This is a genomic window from Mucilaginibacter daejeonensis (assembly GCF_020783335.1).
Taxonomy (GTDB): Bacteria; Bacteroidota; Bacteroidia; order Sphingobacteriales; family Sphingobacteriaceae; genus Mucilaginibacter; species Mucilaginibacter daejeonensis.
The window spans coordinates 3,376,782-3,392,264 of the sequence record NZ_CP086068.1; the positions used below are offsets into that span (position 1 = coordinate 3,376,782).

14 protein-coding genes are annotated in these 15,483 nt (G+C 45.0%); 2 read left to right on the forward strand and 12 right to left on the reverse strand.

Features of this window, described 5'->3' with window-relative positions; genetic code table 11:
* Nucleotides 1-41: 41 nt before the first annotated feature.
* From LLH06_RS14395 to LLH06_RS14410, 4 genes are all read right to left on the reverse strand, one after another.
* On the reverse strand, nucleotides 42-1,202 hold the full coding sequence (locus LLH06_RS14395; RefSeq protein ID WP_228169991.1) for a FecR family protein: 1,161 nt from the start codon (nucleotides 1,200-1,202) through the stop codon (nucleotides 42-44).
* An 84-nt stretch (nucleotides 1,203-1,286) separates the two neighbouring features.
* Nucleotides 1,287-1,868, reverse strand: a complete 582-nt coding sequence (locus tag LLH06_RS14400; RefSeq protein WP_228169992.1) for an RNA polymerase sigma factor — start codon at nucleotides 1,866-1,868, stop codon at nucleotides 1,287-1,289.
* A 224-nt stretch (nucleotides 1,869-2,092) separates the two neighbouring features.
* Nucleotides 2,093-2,680, reverse strand: coding sequence for a PAS domain-containing protein (locus LLH06_RS14405; RefSeq protein WP_228169993.1), 588 nt, complete (start codon nucleotides 2,678-2,680; stop codon nucleotides 2,093-2,095).
* A gap of 221 nt (nucleotides 2,681-2,901) precedes the next feature.
* Nucleotides 2,902-4,176: a hypothetical protein gene (locus tag LLH06_RS14410; protein WP_228169994.1), complete on the reverse strand. Its 1,275-nt coding sequence runs from the start codon at nucleotides 4,174-4,176 to the stop codon at nucleotides 2,902-2,904.
* 433 nt (nucleotides 4,177-4,609) lie between these two features.
* Between LLH06_RS14410 and LLH06_RS14415 the strand changes: the two genes are divergently transcribed.
* The gene (locus LLH06_RS14415) at nucleotides 4,610-4,855 is read left to right on the forward strand and encodes a hypothetical protein (RefSeq protein ID WP_228169995.1); all 246 of its coding nucleotides are present in this window, start codon (nucleotides 4,610-4,612) and stop codon (nucleotides 4,853-4,855) included.
* 344 nt (nucleotides 4,856-5,199) lie between these two features.
* Entirely contained in the window at nucleotides 5,200-7,200 is a 2,001-nt protein-coding gene (locus LLH06_RS14420; protein ID WP_228169996.1) for a right-handed parallel beta-helix repeat-containing protein, read from the forward strand.
* Nucleotides 7,201-7,220: 20 nt separating this feature from the next.
* Here the strand turns inward: LLH06_RS14420 and LLH06_RS14425 are convergent, their stop codons facing one another.
* The 8 genes from LLH06_RS14425 to LLH06_RS14460 all read right to left on the reverse strand — a co-directional run bounded on the left by LLH06_RS14425 (nucleotide 7,221) and on the right by LLH06_RS14460 (nucleotide 15,431).
* A complete protein-coding gene (locus LLH06_RS14425) occupies nucleotides 7,221-7,826 on the reverse strand; it encodes a WecB/TagA/CpsF family glycosyltransferase (RefSeq protein WP_262909342.1) in 606 nt (201 codons plus the stop codon).
* Between the two features lie 436 nt (nucleotides 7,827-8,262).
* Nucleotides 8,263-8,814 (reverse strand): acyltransferase, encoded by a 552-nt coding sequence (locus LLH06_RS14430; RefSeq protein WP_228169998.1) that lies wholly within the window; start codon nucleotides 8,812-8,814, stop codon nucleotides 8,263-8,265.
* Entirely contained in the window at nucleotides 8,811-9,920 is a 1,110-nt protein-coding gene (locus LLH06_RS14435) for a glycosyltransferase family 4 protein (protein WP_228169999.1), read from the reverse strand. The genes LLH06_RS14430 and LLH06_RS14435 overlap by 4 nt, the downstream gene beginning before the upstream one ends.
* Nucleotides 9,895-10,467: a serine acetyltransferase gene (locus LLH06_RS14440; protein ID WP_228170000.1), complete on the reverse strand. Its 573-nt coding sequence runs from the start codon at nucleotides 10,465-10,467 to the stop codon at nucleotides 9,895-9,897. Before LLH06_RS14440 ends, LLH06_RS14435 begins: the two co-directional genes overlap by 26 nt.
* Nucleotides 10,445-11,491, reverse strand: coding sequence for an acyltransferase (locus tag LLH06_RS14445; RefSeq protein WP_228170001.1), 1,047 nt, complete (start codon nucleotides 11,489-11,491; stop codon nucleotides 10,445-10,447). Before LLH06_RS14445 ends, LLH06_RS14440 begins: the two co-directional genes overlap by 23 nt.
* A gap of 1 nt (nucleotide 11,492) precedes the next feature.
* Nucleotides 11,493-12,677 (reverse strand): glycosyltransferase family 4 protein, encoded by a 1,185-nt coding sequence (locus LLH06_RS14450; protein WP_228170002.1) that lies wholly within the window; start codon nucleotides 12,675-12,677, stop codon nucleotides 11,493-11,495.
* A gap of 14 nt (nucleotides 12,678-12,691) precedes the next feature.
* The gene (locus LLH06_RS14455) at nucleotides 12,692-14,140 is read right to left on the reverse strand and encodes an oligosaccharide flippase family protein (RefSeq protein WP_228170003.1); all 1,449 of its coding nucleotides are present in this window, start codon (nucleotides 14,138-14,140) and stop codon (nucleotides 12,692-12,694) included.
* A complete protein-coding gene (locus LLH06_RS14460) occupies nucleotides 14,100-15,431 on the reverse strand; it encodes an O-antigen ligase family protein (protein WP_228170004.1) in 1,332 nt (443 codons plus the stop codon). Before LLH06_RS14460 ends, LLH06_RS14455 begins: the two co-directional genes overlap by 41 nt.
* Nucleotides 15,432-15,483 lie beyond the last annotated feature (52 nt).

Genomic DNA, 15,483 nt, shown 5'->3' on the forward strand with positions numbered 1-15,483 from the left:
TAATAGTGTATAAGGAGAGTAAAGTTGAACGGAGCAGCACGTTACATGACCGTTACCCTCCTTTCGTCGATCTTGAATTTGACACCGCTGGTGGTGGTGATCATGCTAAGAACCTCTGACAGGTTGACCTGCCTGCTGATCCGCATGTACAGGTTCTTTTGTGGAAGCTTGCTATGATCGATCTCGAAGTTATACCACCTCGATAGTTTGTACATGATAACATCCAACGGCACGTTCTCGAAAACGAAGTCGCCGTCCTTCCAGGCGCTATACAGATCCGCATCCACGTCGTTGACCGTGATGCCTGTTGCTGTTGCATGGCTCTGTTGGCCTGGCTTCAACATGGCCGTGGCATTATGACTAGTCACCTTCACGCTACCCTCGGTAAGTGTGGTTACCGGACCGCCATCCTCAGGCTGATCGCTGATGTTGAACTGGGTGCCTAATACCTGCACCTTTTGACCACCTGTTGCTACGATGAAAGGCTTTTCTTTATTCTTTGCTACCTTAAAGTACGCCTCGCCGGTCAGTTTCACCACGCGTTGGTTGCCCGTGAAACCTACCGGGAATTCCAGTTTAGAGCAAGCATTAACTACCACCTCGGTACCATCGCTCAGGCGTACATGATATTGCCCGCCGCAAGGCGTGATGAGCGTGTTGATCCGCGCCAGTGCTGCGGTATCGGTTCCGTAGGCGGTGTAGGTGATCACGCCATTGGCTGTTTTAGCTATATTCACCCCCGCCGACCGCTGGATAATTTTGCCAGGCTTGGCCATGTTGAGGTCTACCGTATCAGTACCACCTATAGAAAGCATGGCAAAATTGCCGCCCGGCTTAAGGTCGGTGGTGTGAGGCTTATTAGCGTGCTTGTTCAGGAACAAGGCTCCGGCAACGCTGATCATCACTAACACACTTGCTGCGTAGTACCAAACCGCACGCGAACGGGATCTCATCGTTATAACAGGAGTTGCATCCCGCCCGGCATGCTGCATGATGCGGCTGCGAACGTTTTGGAGCAACGCCTGATCAGGTATCCTCTGATCACCAACATTGGTGTTCCTTAAAGCCTCTGCAAGTAACTGCTTAAGCTCACTTTCGCCGCCCTTTTCCAGGAAGCGAAAGAGTTCGTCAAGCTCTTGCCGGGTGGCCACATTGTTCAGGAACTTCTGATAAATGTCAGCTATTTGTTCGTTCTTATTCATATAACACTTGCTAATACGCTCAACTTTTCAAAACACACTATCCGAAAGCAAGAAAATTTGAAAAAAAATGAAACAATTTCGAGATCAGCGATTCAATACCCAAGAAATGAGCAATAATGTTAGCGTTTTTGAATTAAAGATATATTCTTTGACAGACCGGGTGGCCTGAACCAACTGATTACTGACCGTTGATGCACTTATACCAAGCTCTTGAGCAGCTTCCTGGTAACTTTTTCCTTGCAAACGACATAATTTGAATATAGCGAGCCGCTGAGGTGGCAGTTTTTCGAGCGCTTCGTTCAGTAATTGACGCCTTTTTTCAAAAATTTGATCATCATTAACATCAGAATTATATATATCTGCGAAATGACCAATCATCTCTTGCTGCATACGGGCATCACGCGACAACTTGCGGTAATGGTCATATACCACATTCACTGCTATCGCATATAACCACGACCGGAACGAGCGCTCCAGGTCGATCTTTTCACGGTTATTCCAAACTTTCAAGAAGACATCTTGCAATAGTTCCTCGGCGGCACCATCATCTTTTACCATGCTTAAGATCTTGGCCAAAAGTGGTGCACTGTACCGGTCATATACCTGCCCAAAGGCCTGGACGTCTCCCTGCTTTAATAAAATAATGTGTTCATGCCCGGCTTCCAAACCAACACAAGTAATGAAGTTGCTAAAAAAAGAATGTCAAGTTAATCTAACAGAGAAGCCTGCCCTCCCTGCTTAATTAGCTAAGTTAAAAATTCTTTGGAAATAAGCGAGCATTTGGGTGCAAGACCAGCACTTATGGTTTATAGCGAGCAATACCCTTACGAATCAATGATGAGGCGAGAAGGAAATACGGACTTCAGAGAAAGCAGTGGCGCTCGGTAAGATCAGCTTGCCTTGTTGGATATTTGATGGATGATGTTATCTAACTCGTCGGCGCTTTGAGTAAGCATCTGGGTGAGCATGGGTATCTCCGAAGCGTCCTGTACCCCACTTAGGATCTGGGTGATGCCCATGATGTTGGCCAGAGGACGGCGCACGCCATGTGATTGAATAAAGCTGATCTCATCTAACTGTGAAGAAGCCTCATCAAGCTTGGTCTGCGTGTCAACGAATTCGGTGATGTTATACCCCACGCAAAAGATACCCTGCGGTAATCCGTCATCATCTAACATACCCTGCATTTCCCATTGAGTGATCACATAACCACCTTTACCATCGTGCTTACGTAATGTTACAGGGAACAAGCTGGCGGGATCTGCAAAGCATTTGGGCCCAGCCTCTTCGCAAAGGCGTATATCTTCGGGGTGTAAGGTCACCGAAAAATGCTGACCGAGCAGGCTGCCTTTACCGAAACTAAAATTACGGTCGTAGTTAGGGCTCACATAGCTATACCGGCTGTCCATCCCGATGGCGATAGTATAAAAGAATAAAGAAGACTCTAAAAAATTATTGATATGGGTATATCTTACCATTGTGGATGTTTCCTTGGCCGCCAAAGATCGTTTTAAAATGTAGTATCGGAAGCATTATCGAAACTTTTAGGAAGCGGCTTGAATGTTAACAAGATACCACATCCCTTCAAATTAGCACAATACTGCGCCTGATCAACCTAATTGTTACATATTGAGGCACCTGAACGCCTTCTAATAACCATTGAGTGCACTTTGATGATATATACGTGAACTGAATGACGTCAGTTCAGCGGCAAGGCCCCATTTTGATAATAGGCTTTGATCCCTTTACGTAAAAATCCACCATCATCGTCAGCAGTTTCGTTGCTGGCGGTGGAGCCGTTACCCTTCAGGTCATAATAACTGGTACAACTGGATTCGCCCCTACCGAACAAGAAGGCGATCACCCCGGCCTTTTGGTAAGCCGACAAATTAGCGGTGTTGGTATCGTTCATTACAGGCTGCAAAAAGTACTCGGCGCGGTTATCCTTGTAATGACCTGGGGTATTGTTACAGGTATTGGTGATACTGTTACCGATCGGGATCTGCCATAAAATGATCTTTTGACCGGTAATTTGATTAAGTTTTTTCAGGAAACGTTGAAAACGGTCAAAATCGCTCAGGTTATGATTGGCTTCCTCGGCCTTTACCGACCAAAGCGCATCGGCCTTATTTCTCACGAGCATATCGTAACCCGCATCGCGATCCGCAAACTCAGAAAAGATCATATCGAATTTGGCATTCAGCGAATGGTACCAGGCAGCCGTCTCGGCGGCGGCCTTTTCGGGGTCATGCTTGCCTTTGATCACATCCATACCAGTGGACCATTGCGATGCATGCCACGCCAGGATCACATTTGGAGCATACTTGTTACGCATGCTTACGATAGCCTGCGCCAATCCCTTGGCATCATTACTAAAGGAAAGCACATCGGCTTGTTTGCTTGCCCCTACCTTGACCGTGTTGCGGGTAGCGTCGTTCCTATACATTTGCAAATAGCCGAACAGATCAGGCTCATAATGGATGATAACGGTCTTGCCGTAATTCTTACAGATCTGGAGCAGCAATTTCCAATCGTCAAAATAATGGTTCATTACCTCAACATCGTTCAGGTTGGTGGTAGCCGGTTCCTCGTAACGATGCTTGGCAGGTACTATATTATAGTAGGTAAATACAGGCATCTTGCCCATCTTACCGATCTGATCCAAAAAATTACGGGCGAATTGACCATTGGGCGAGTTCCAGGTGGCCCAGCCATTAGAGAAGATATCACCGGCCAGATACTGATACTGATAGTCACATTGCGGAATGTATTTGTCGCTTACCGATATATCACCCTCGGTACCAAAGGCTAACCGGCTTGGCAGGCCAGACGGCAACCTTGCGGTATCAGTGTTAGAAAGATCAGGACCTGTAGCTTTATAGGCCGCATCGCTAAGCGGTGCTAAGCCTTTTTTGATACAGCCCGTTACCAGTAGTAAAAAGCAAACTAAGATCAATAGACTCGAACGCTGCATAAACTAATTAGGGGAAAAAGTTTTCTACGAGTTTACAAGTAACTATGTTACAGCAATAAATTTAACAGAAACTTTCTATTTTTCTTCTCAAAACATTTTATTTCTTTTTTTCTTTCCATTGATCGTTCAAACACTCACTTAAAGATCCCAGGCTTAACACCTCATTACCATGCAGTTTGGCCCCCATCAGTTTAATCATCAGCTTTAAAAATATTGGCTTGATCCATTTTTTTAACTAAAGGTTTTAATTGTGAAAGACTTGATAACCACTTGCCTGAATGACCATTTTAATTTTTATACTTGTTTAAATTTTATCACAATAAGTTATAAACCTTCCAATTTGATGTAACTAAAGATACCAAGGCTCGTATAAGCCAAAATGAGGCTTGTTGAACTTGGACGTACAGTGAGAAGACGATTGGAACTCAATTTCATGAATAGTAAGGTGAAGGCAAAGAAGATCAATGACAACAAAATGCTGGAATTAGCAGGTCGGCTTAAGACCGAACTGCCTGATTGTGGCTTTGCATTGCTTGCCTTCGATATCGAGAACGGAGAGACCTGCTCGAATTACGTATCGAACCTTACCGACGAATTTATGATCAAAGCTTTGGAGGTTCAATTGAACATCTTAAAAAGCCGCAACAACATTCCGTTGGTGCTGGAAGTTAAACCCTGATCACTGCCTCACACACCTTTTAAGGTCGTTACTTTTTTACTGTTAATTCTCCTCTTTGCCCTTTTTCTGGGGGGCTTATATACTTTTTGGTATATATTATACGTATGTATCTAATTAACCTCTACAATATATATTGTTACTGTACTTTAAATAATACACACGTGTTTAATTTTAAATACAAATTTTTTATTTTTTAGTGTAACAAATTATGTACCTTAGCGTAAACAGTTGATTAAAAGGCCAAACTTACCGTGCCAACTTTCTTTGAAAGTAATTTTGTTCGAAATTATGATCACTGTTTAGGACACTTTTAAGATCGGTCTCATATAATAAGAACTGTTATTATGAAAAAGGTACTTCAAAAACTGGTGTTATTTAGCTTATTTGCCGTATCAAGTGGTGCATCTTACGCCACTACTTATTATTTCTCCAGCACATCAGGTAATGATGCCCGCAGCAGCATGGAAGCAAGGAACCCTGCTACTCCATGGAGGTCCATCGAAAAATTGAATACCTTTTTTAAAGATCTTAACCCTGGCGACTCGGTGATGTTCAAACGCGGTGAAGTTTTTACCGGTGCTATCAAAGCCACTCGCTCAGGTGGTGTCTTTGCTCCTATCTATTTTGGTGCGTATGGTAAAGGCGCCCGCCCCGAGATCACTACCCTAACCAAGCTTACTAACTGGAAAGCAGTTGGCAACGGTATCTATGAAGCTCCCTGCACCGCAGGCGGCGACATGCTGATCATGAACGGCAAACAACAAGCCCTGGGCCGCTACCCTAACAAAGGTTACCTGACCGTACGTTCGCATAGTGGAAACAACTCGATCACCGATCAGGAGCTGCGGAACACCGCCCCATGGACGAGTGGCGAACTGGCGATCCGTAAGAACAGGTGGATCATTGACCGTAACAAGATACTATCACAAACCGGTGGCACGATCAACTACGAGGCCGGCTCGACCACTTATGAGCCTACTAACGGTTACGGTTACTTCATCCAAAACAACCCTAAAACGCTTGACCTTTTAGGCGAGTGGTACATGGATGCCGCACGTAATACCATGATGGTTTACTTTGGCAATAAAACTCCTGGCAATTACAACATTACTACTAACACTGCCGACAACCTTGTGGATGTTCAGCGCTGCAATTACCTTACCTTCGATAACATTAAATTCAGCGGTGCAGGCAAGAACGCCTTCAACCTGGTGCAGTCAAAAAAGATAACCATTAACGATTGCCATATCGATATGACCGGCGCCGTTGCCGTATTGGCAAATTACTCTCCGCTGCTTACCGTTACGAATACCACTATAAGCAATTCATTAAGCGGTGGCATCAACCTGGATGCTGGCTGCGCTAACGCCATGATCTCTGGTAACAGCATCTCTAACACTGGCCTTATAGCCGGTATGGGCAAAAGCAATTCAGGTACCTATGAGGCCATCACCTCGTTCGGCGACAATACCAAGATCGAGCGTAACAAGATCGATAGTGTAGGTTATAATGGTATCTACTTTGGTGGCAATACCTCATCGGCCAAGAACAACTGCATCAGCTATTTTTGCCTAACCAAAGATGACGGTGCAGGTATCTACATTGGCGATTGGTCAAAGACCGTTAACAAAAAGGTGACCAGCAACATCGTGTTGCACGGTATAGGCAACAGCGAAGGTGCGCTTTATACCAACTCCTTACAGGCTGAAGGTATCTACATCGATGATAACAGCGAGAGCGTGACCATCACGAATAATACGGTATCAAAGTGCGCTAACAATGGCATTAAGGTACACAACGCCAAGAACATCAACATTTTTAACAATATAGTTTTTGATAATGGTGTGCAGCTGAGAATGGAACAGGATCATTACATCCCAACCAGCAGCTATATCAGGAATAACAACGTACGCAACAACACGTTCTTTTCAAGCTCTGAACGTCAGCCGGTAGCTAAGTTCTCGACCCACCTGGACGACATCGACGCTTTTGGTCACATCGACAGTAATTTTTATAACAAGGGTAATAATGATGCCAGCAGCATCAAGGCCAGCCGAGTAAAAAATGGTAAGAATGTGAATTCGAATTATTCGCTTTCAAGCTGGAAAGCTACTTCTGGAAAAGACCATTCATCGGTGGCCACCACTTCCGACGACGTATTGTTCGAGTATAATGCGAGCGGAAAAGCCAAGACCTTGGTGTTAAAGCAACCTTATGTTGATGTCCATCAAAAAAGGTATGTGAATAAGATCATTATCGACTCATATTCATCAGTGTTGTTGATCGCCGCTAATAATCCATCATCGATCAAACACTCCTCAGCCATAACAGCTTCTCTCAGATGAGGGAAGCTGTAAGCGTTCAGTTACATGGCATGGCCAAGAGAACGTCTGAATAAAGCTTTTTTTGCGAACTCTTTACCGATCAGCCAAACGAATACCGGGCCGTAAACAAGGTAACGTTTCCATAAGCGCTTAGGCTCGTTGATCAGTCGGCCCAACCACTCTAGACCCAGATCAACCATAATGTGGTTAGGACGTTTAACGGTACCTGCATAAAAATCGAACACTGCGCCCACAGTACAGATCATTTTGCTATTGATCCTTTTTTTGTTGGCATAAGCCCATTTCTCTTGTTTAGGAGCGGTCATACCAATAAATAGCACATCTGGTTCAAAGGCATTGATCGCGTCAATGATCGCGTCATTCTCCTCTACGGTGAACTCCTTTTTAAATGGTGGCGAATAAGTACCTACACGAACGTTAGGGTATTCCTTGGCCATTTTATCTTTTATCTTGTCAAGGGTTTGCTCTGACGAACCCAGGTAAAAGCAGCTTCCGCCTTTAACGTTGAGATCTTTTAGTAGGTGTTGGTGCAGGTCAGCTCCTGATATTTTTTTGATCACCTTGCCGGTCAGCATATATTCGGCTGCAACCACCGAGATACCGTCTGGTAGGAGAACGTCAGACATTTTTAATGATTCCCGGAAACCAAGGTCTTCATTAGCCATGCAAAATGAATATTGATTGATGGTGTTTACCAGAAGCGAAGACCTTAACGGTAGATCGTTAAGTGATTTGGTGAAAAGTGGATAGTCAAGAAATTTTTCTTCAGTTTCTGTAGGTATCATTTTTTTCGTCTCCTTCATTTTGATCTTCGGTGCTGACATTCACTTACTTAGCCCCATCCGGCATACGAACAATTATTCTCTTATTTGGAAATTAATTGAACAAATCGAAAGTCGCTTTAACCGATATGATCGGTGTTTCAAATCTAAGTTAATTATCGGATGTAAATACTATCATTACATCATTTTCATTAAAGTAGACAAATTTGTTGCCATTGCGGCTAAAGACATATTTTTGATACACATATTAACCATAGAGAAACTTTTACCCCTTTATAAGTTAATATTTAGAAGATTTTTTTAGAGCTGTAAGGTGTTGTTGTAATTCTTGTTGACTATTGAAACGATCTTTGACCTTTTTTGCGGGCACTCCTGCATAGATCGAGTAGCTTTCTACGTCCTTTGTGACCACCGATCCGGCCGCGATGATACTGCCCGTCTTGATCGTAACGCCACTCATAATTACCGATCCGTATCCTATCCAAACATCATCCTCGATCACGGTAAGGCTATTTAGGCCATGCCAGTTGTAATCATGATCACGGATCTGAGAGGCTAAACGGATAGGCATGCCGATCTGCTGATAGTGGTGATCGTACCGGCCAACTATAGCGGTACGGTTGGCCATGATCACATTATCACCGATCACGGCGTCACTCTCGATGAATGAATCACGGCCGATATAAAAATTTTCGCCAATGACGATCTTCTGCTTTCCCCAAATGCGAACCCTGATACCGCTATGAAAATTTTTACCGATCTGATAATGGCGATATTTTACCTTCCGCAAGAACTCGTTGCGGAGCTTTTTCAATACTTGGGTCAAGCTCATTGCTGATCTATTATGGTACGTAAGGTCTCCGCCAATTCGGCCGATACTTTTTCTTTGCTAAAAGAAATGCCTTTGGCCTTATTATGTTGGCGCATATGAGCTAAAAGCTCTGGTCGCTGCAACAGGGTCGATACAGCTTTGTATACACTATCTACATCCTTGGGGTTCACCCAAAGGCAATTTTCTGGATCGGTCAAATGATCGGTGGCCGCCCTGGTAGGCGTTGTAACGATGCCCATCCCCGCGGCCACCGAGTTGAAAAGTCCCATGGGAAATCCCTCAGGAAAGTAAGTTGGGAACACCAAGATATCGCAATTGGCATAATAAGCTACCACATCTTGCTCCGGGATAAAACCGGTAAATACTACCCGTTGCTGGAGCTGCAGATCATTGCTTAATTGCCTTAACGCTGGCATGCTGCTACCATCCCCTACAACGATGAGCGTGACATCAGCCCTTTCCTTTGCGATCATCCCGAACGCCCGCATCACCTCGAATACTCCTTTTTCTTCTATGGTCCTCCCTACAAAGAGCAGGGTAACATGATCATCAGGAATATTGTGCTTGCTTTTGAAATTGAATGAAGGTTCGAACTGATCGTTCCTGACTATATTTTTGGTAACGAAAATGCGTTGTGCAGGCAAATAGCCTGTAGCGATCACTTTGCTTTGCTCCTCGGCCGATAAGAATAGCCATCCTGAAACATGGCGTTTTAAATATGGCATGATCACTTTACCCCACACACCACGCGTTTGCTCAAGTACCTCGATATCTGATCCATGAGACTTGATCACGAACTTTACCTTGCCTTTGTAAAAGGTGCGGCAAATAGCGATAGTGATCATATCCCGCACACCGGCAAGTTTCTCTAGCCGGGAATTGAAGTAGATCACATCGGGCTTGAAACGACGGGCGGTCTTGACCAGCCCCATAGCATTTTGAAAAATGACCGACATACGGCCTGCTTTGGATACCACGCCCTCTTTTGCAGCGTAGTTGAATCCTTCGCATAAGAAGCCCAATTCACGCATTCCTTCCAATTCATCTAAAGCGATCTCGACGTGGTGTCTGGTCGGTATACTAAATAATATCTTTGGTCGGTCCATCTGTAATATCGAAATTTTGAAGGTCCTTACGCGGACGTTCTACTCCTGGGTTACCGGTCACCACGCTATAAGGTGATGCGTTCTTGACCACCACTGCACCACTACCGATCTTCACATGATCACCGATGGTAACTGCACCAATGATGCAAACATTACTGCCAATGTCAACGTGATCACCAATAACCGGTGAGTTGCTAAAACCATCAGCAGTTTGGCGGTTGCCTATGGTGGTACTTTGCCTTAAGGTACAATCATGCCCGATCACAACCTGGTCCGTCATCACCAAAGCCTGCCCATGATAAACACGTAGATTCCTGCCGATCCTGGTGCGCCATGGGATCTCGATGCTGAAGAACCACTCCACCAATATGCGGTAAAAAAGTAGGTGTATAAAACCGATATAGTAGTATATTTTGCGGCGGGTACAAAAGTTAGCTATGCGAAAAAGCACTAAAATGATACGTCCTTTGGCGTTACCTTTATTCACCCGCCAGTCCTGGAAAACGAACTGGAAAAAGTTCATTTTATCCTGAGATATATCTTCCATAAGGCAATTTATTGATAATATAAACGATCGCCGCGCTGATCACTAAACAGATGACCGAGGTAAGCGGGATACCGACCACAGGTGTGATCAAGCTGTAATTGATGCCGAAATGTGCCAGAATACTGAGTACCAGAAGATGTGAAAGATAGATGCCGTATCCATAGCGCCCGATGAATTTGCTTACGGCCCCAGGTGCGTTATTCAATGAGCGGCCCGTGCCAATGGCCTTGAACAAAATGAATATCCCTACCGATGCCAGAACCACGTTGACCGTCAGGTACTCATAATATTCATGGGAGATGGCGCCTTTTTGAGCTGTACTGATGTAGGTTCCCCAGGCGGTCACCACGGCGCCAGTGATGAACAGCAACATAGCGCCCCACAGTACGGTTGACCTGACCACTGCACGATGAGCTACAAAATAACCAAGTATTAAATATCCTACATAACCGCTGAAATACCTGATATCTAAAGGGCTATTTATTTTGACCACCTCTTGCTGACCGAACATGACGGTCAAGAACCAGATCAGCAAAAAGAACAATATGGTTTTGTTACTTGCATTGGCCACCCATGGTTGAATGATGGGGATAAACAAGTAAAGACCGGTCAGCATATAAACGTACCATAAATGAGGGGCCGCGCCCTCGGCCAGGTGCCTGAACAACCAGCTGCCCAAGTTAGGCAGTGCATCATGTTGATCCCTCACCTTTAGTACCAGGTCGAACATAATATACACCATGCTCCAAAATAAAAATGGAAGTAAAATTCGGTTCAAACGCTTTTGAAGGAACTGACCCAAACTCATGCCTTGGGGTAACAACAATGCCCCGCTGATCATAACAAAAACGGGAACACAAAAACGGCAAAATGAGTCGTAAACGTTACCCACCCACCAGGCCGAATTATTCACGTTATATTGAGTGAACACGCTCTGCGTGGCCACATGGATCACAATAACGGCCAAAGTGGCCACTACCCTGATGTCATCTATCCATACTGATCGGTCGTCAACGTGTTTCAAATCACTTCTCTCCTATGGTGGATATAAAATATCGATCGAGCAATTGCTGAAAGCTTTTTTCCCAGGTGTCTCCCGCTGTATCGAGCACTACATTGGCTTCCAGCTCCCGATAATGATCACCGGTCAACGCCTGCTGAATAGCTTGCGCCAGCGCCGTATGATCAGCTGGAGGTACCAGCAATCCGTTTTGACCCTGAACAATGAACTCAGGAAAAGAACCCACCTCGGTCGCGATCACTGTCCTGTTCAACGCAAATGCGGTCATTAGTACACCGCTTTGGGTGGCATCCAAATAAGGGCACACCACGAACTTGGCTTTGGTGATCAGGTCCACCAGCTCATCGTTATCTATATAACGATCAAGCACGGTAATGTTCTGTTCATGTTTTGAAAGTAACGCCTGATCGATCACATAGTCGTTAGCACGCTTCCCAGCGATAACTAGCCGCTGACCAGGAAAGCGAGCCAGAACTTGAGGCATCGCTTTCAGCAATACATCAATACCTTTGTATGAAGATATGCGCCCAAAGAATAAGATGTGCTCACGAGGCCCGTCATGCTGTTTTGCCCGGTGCTTAAAATACGAGTAAGGCCTCATCCTTATCACCTCCCGTTCACCTTTCACTTGCGGGTAGTTATCGTTAAATAGCTTTTTGGCGAACTCAGAATAAAAGATGAAGCACTTTTTGAATGGAAAATTAAAGAATAGCAAGTTAGGCAACCCGATCTTCCAGCTACCCTCTCCGGTATGGGGAACAGGGTCATGAATAGCTAAAAATGCTTTTTTAAAACGGAGCAGGTAAGGCAATAGTCCTACTGTTCTCAGGGTGTAACCTTCAAAATAAATATAAGACGGCTTATAGTTTTTTACCTGGGCAAGCACAGCTAACGATGCCTTAATGGTTGACCATGAAACCCCGCTTGGATGCTTATGGATAACGAACTGTGTACTGGCCGTACCTTCAAAGTATGGCGAGAGCGTATCACAGCATGATGGCGTCAGCACTTCTTCAGGCTTGGCCAGGTATCGTCCATCCGGTAATTCTTTGATATCTGCCACGGTGGCCGTTCTGGATGCTGAGGTAACTTCGATGAACACGTGTACATCAGCATGCTGCTTCAGTACGCTGATCACATCGAGCGACAAGTCCAGAAAGAAGGTGGATGTGTAGTAAACTATCGTCATGCCTATCCGTGATCTTAAGTGGTCAATGGCTTACGCAGAAAGAAGAAAGCCGCCGCTCCTCCCGCAAAGACCAGCGCACCGGCGAATAACACAAAACTATTTATATATGGGGCCGACCGCATACACAATAGAACGGTGCCGATCATTGCGGTGTAAAATGCTACACAATGGCCCACTGTCATAAATTTTCTCTGGATCAGCGATACATCCTGTAAAACATGAAAGATCAGGAACGATGCGAACACCGAGTAGTTGACCATAGCCAGTTCCTTGTAAAAGTACAGCCCGGCAAAGCAGCCGGCCACATTGATCACCAAGCTGGCAATGTTGAACCACATATCCAGTTTTTCCTGGCCAATGGCTACCAATAAGTTGGCTTGCAACAGCACGGTGGGCAACACCAAAAAGGTCAGGAACATTTCCTGCAAACAGGCAATGGCCCCCGGGTAGCCGTTACCGAACGCCAATGGAATGATCAGCCCGGCAAATGCGTACATAAAAACGTAAGTAAGCAAAGCGAACAAAGTATAACCGATGAAGATGTTCTTGTACAACTGCCTCAGCTTGTCTGTATCGCCGTCATTATAGTATTTAATGAATTGCGGATAGATCGTGGTGGAGGCGATGACCGGCATGATCTGCAAAACCGAGAAGATGCGAAAAGCTACCTCATAATCGGCGACATCGGTAAGGGTCAGCATTTTAGAAATGATGATATTGCCGATCTTCCAGTAAATTATGGAGATACTGCCGATCACAATGAACTGCCAGTTGCGGGCGATCAGGTCTTTCAAGTCGGCATAGCTTACGGCTGCGTTCCACAGAGAGCGAAGCGACAAACTGTTAGTGGAGCCAAGCTTAATGAACAAGCCCAGCGTGAACAAACGGATCAGAATGGTGGCCAAGGCCAGCACAGTGATCGGGAAAGGTGTTATGAACAACACGCATCCTACCAAAAGTCTCAAAAAACCATCGATCACCAATATGACAGCCGTTTTGCGCTGTTCATTTTGTACGATGTTAAGGCTTTTGATCGCGTTAATAAAGTTGTCGAATATAATATTGGTTCCCAGCAGGATGCACAGCAAGCGTATTTGTGGGTTAGGATAAAGGATGTACGCTATGATGATGTTGATCAGGTAAAAGGCAACACCTAACCCGAATTGGGTCTTAATAAATTTAGCGGTGAAGCCTACAGTATCCTTCTCCAACACATACTGCCTGATGAACCATTGCCCGAGTCCCATGGACGAGAAGGCAGCTACCAACTGGTAAACCGTGGTCGAGATCAGGAACTGCGCGAATATCTCGGCACTGTAACGACGTGCCACGATAGCGAAGAACAAAAAGACAAAAAGTATTTGCAGGATGTTGGCCACAACACCCCAAATGCTGTTCTTGACCAACGCCGAACGGGTCGGGTCAAGCTTCTGCTTCCGGGATATATTCAACATCATCTTCATATACTGGGTAGCAAATGATCAGGATGAGCATACTCACTGCCATGATCAATATCCGATAGTCATATATGGAGTATACCGTATTAAAGGCCACCGCCCAGCTGATCAGTGATGCGATAAAGAAGGCCACCTTACGGTCGTAAATGCCTTTGAAGTAGTAGATCAGTCCCTTGAACAAAGGTATAAGCAGGAACAGCACGAAAATACCGAATCCGATAAAGCCTGTTTCAGACATGATCTTCAGGTAACCATTCTCAGGCTGGTCAAAGTAAACCAGCTGACCATCGGCCACTTCAAGGTACTGGCCTTGTGCATGCCTGATCACGTAGTTCTGGTAATTGCCCGAACCGATACCCAGCCAAGGGTGTTTCTTTGATATCTCGAAAGCCTCTTTCCATATGCTTTGACGGAAGATAAGGTCCTCAGATATATTCTTGGTACGATCGAACACCCCTGTTTGAACCGAGATGAACGTGAAGATCAGGTAACCGGCAATGGCGGCCACCACGCCATGTACGCGGTAGCGTTTAGCGGCCATAAAGAATACGATGACCACACCCAGTGCAAAACCACCGAATGCTGCCCGGCTACCAGCCAAACTGATACCTACGATAGCCAGCACAAATACCAGATAATTGAGCAGATATTCACGACGTGAGGCATTGCTCTCTACATACAGGAACAGGAAGCTCCCTAAAGCCAGATACTGACCACTGGCTTGCGAATCGTAGAACACGCCCGGGTAGCGGTTGATCTTAAAAATAGGGTCAACCGTGTTAGGACTCAGTTGCGGATACCAGGTGAATTTCAAACCAACGATAGCTTGTATAAGCACGAAGGAAAGCGAGAACAGGTAGGCAACTTTTAATGCTTTGATAGACCGGCCAAAAAAGGTCGGGTCTTTATAACACTCCGTTAAATAAAAACGGGCAAAAATGAATATGGGTAATACCTTAAAAAAGTTCAGGTATGCCCTTGAAGGAAAATCTGACGCAAGCCCGCCCAACAATACGATGGATGCAAAGCATACGAACAGGAAGAAGTAGAAACCATTAGGGTTATCATGGTTAATGACGGTGAATTCTTTTAATAAGAATATAAGTGCATAAACACTCACTACGTCAAAAACCTTGATACCTCCCCACGCCTCATTAGTTACCTTCAGGTCCATAAAGGGTAAAAAGAAAAGTACGAAAAGTACAAAGGAGCTTACAGAGTTCCCTTTAAAATAAATGTAAAAGGCAAAAAGCAATAAAGCTACACCCGGTAAAATATAGATCAGCTTATCGAGCATTGATCAATCGCTTGTTAGGAAAAGTGATGAAAGGAAGAAGAAAGGGCTAAGC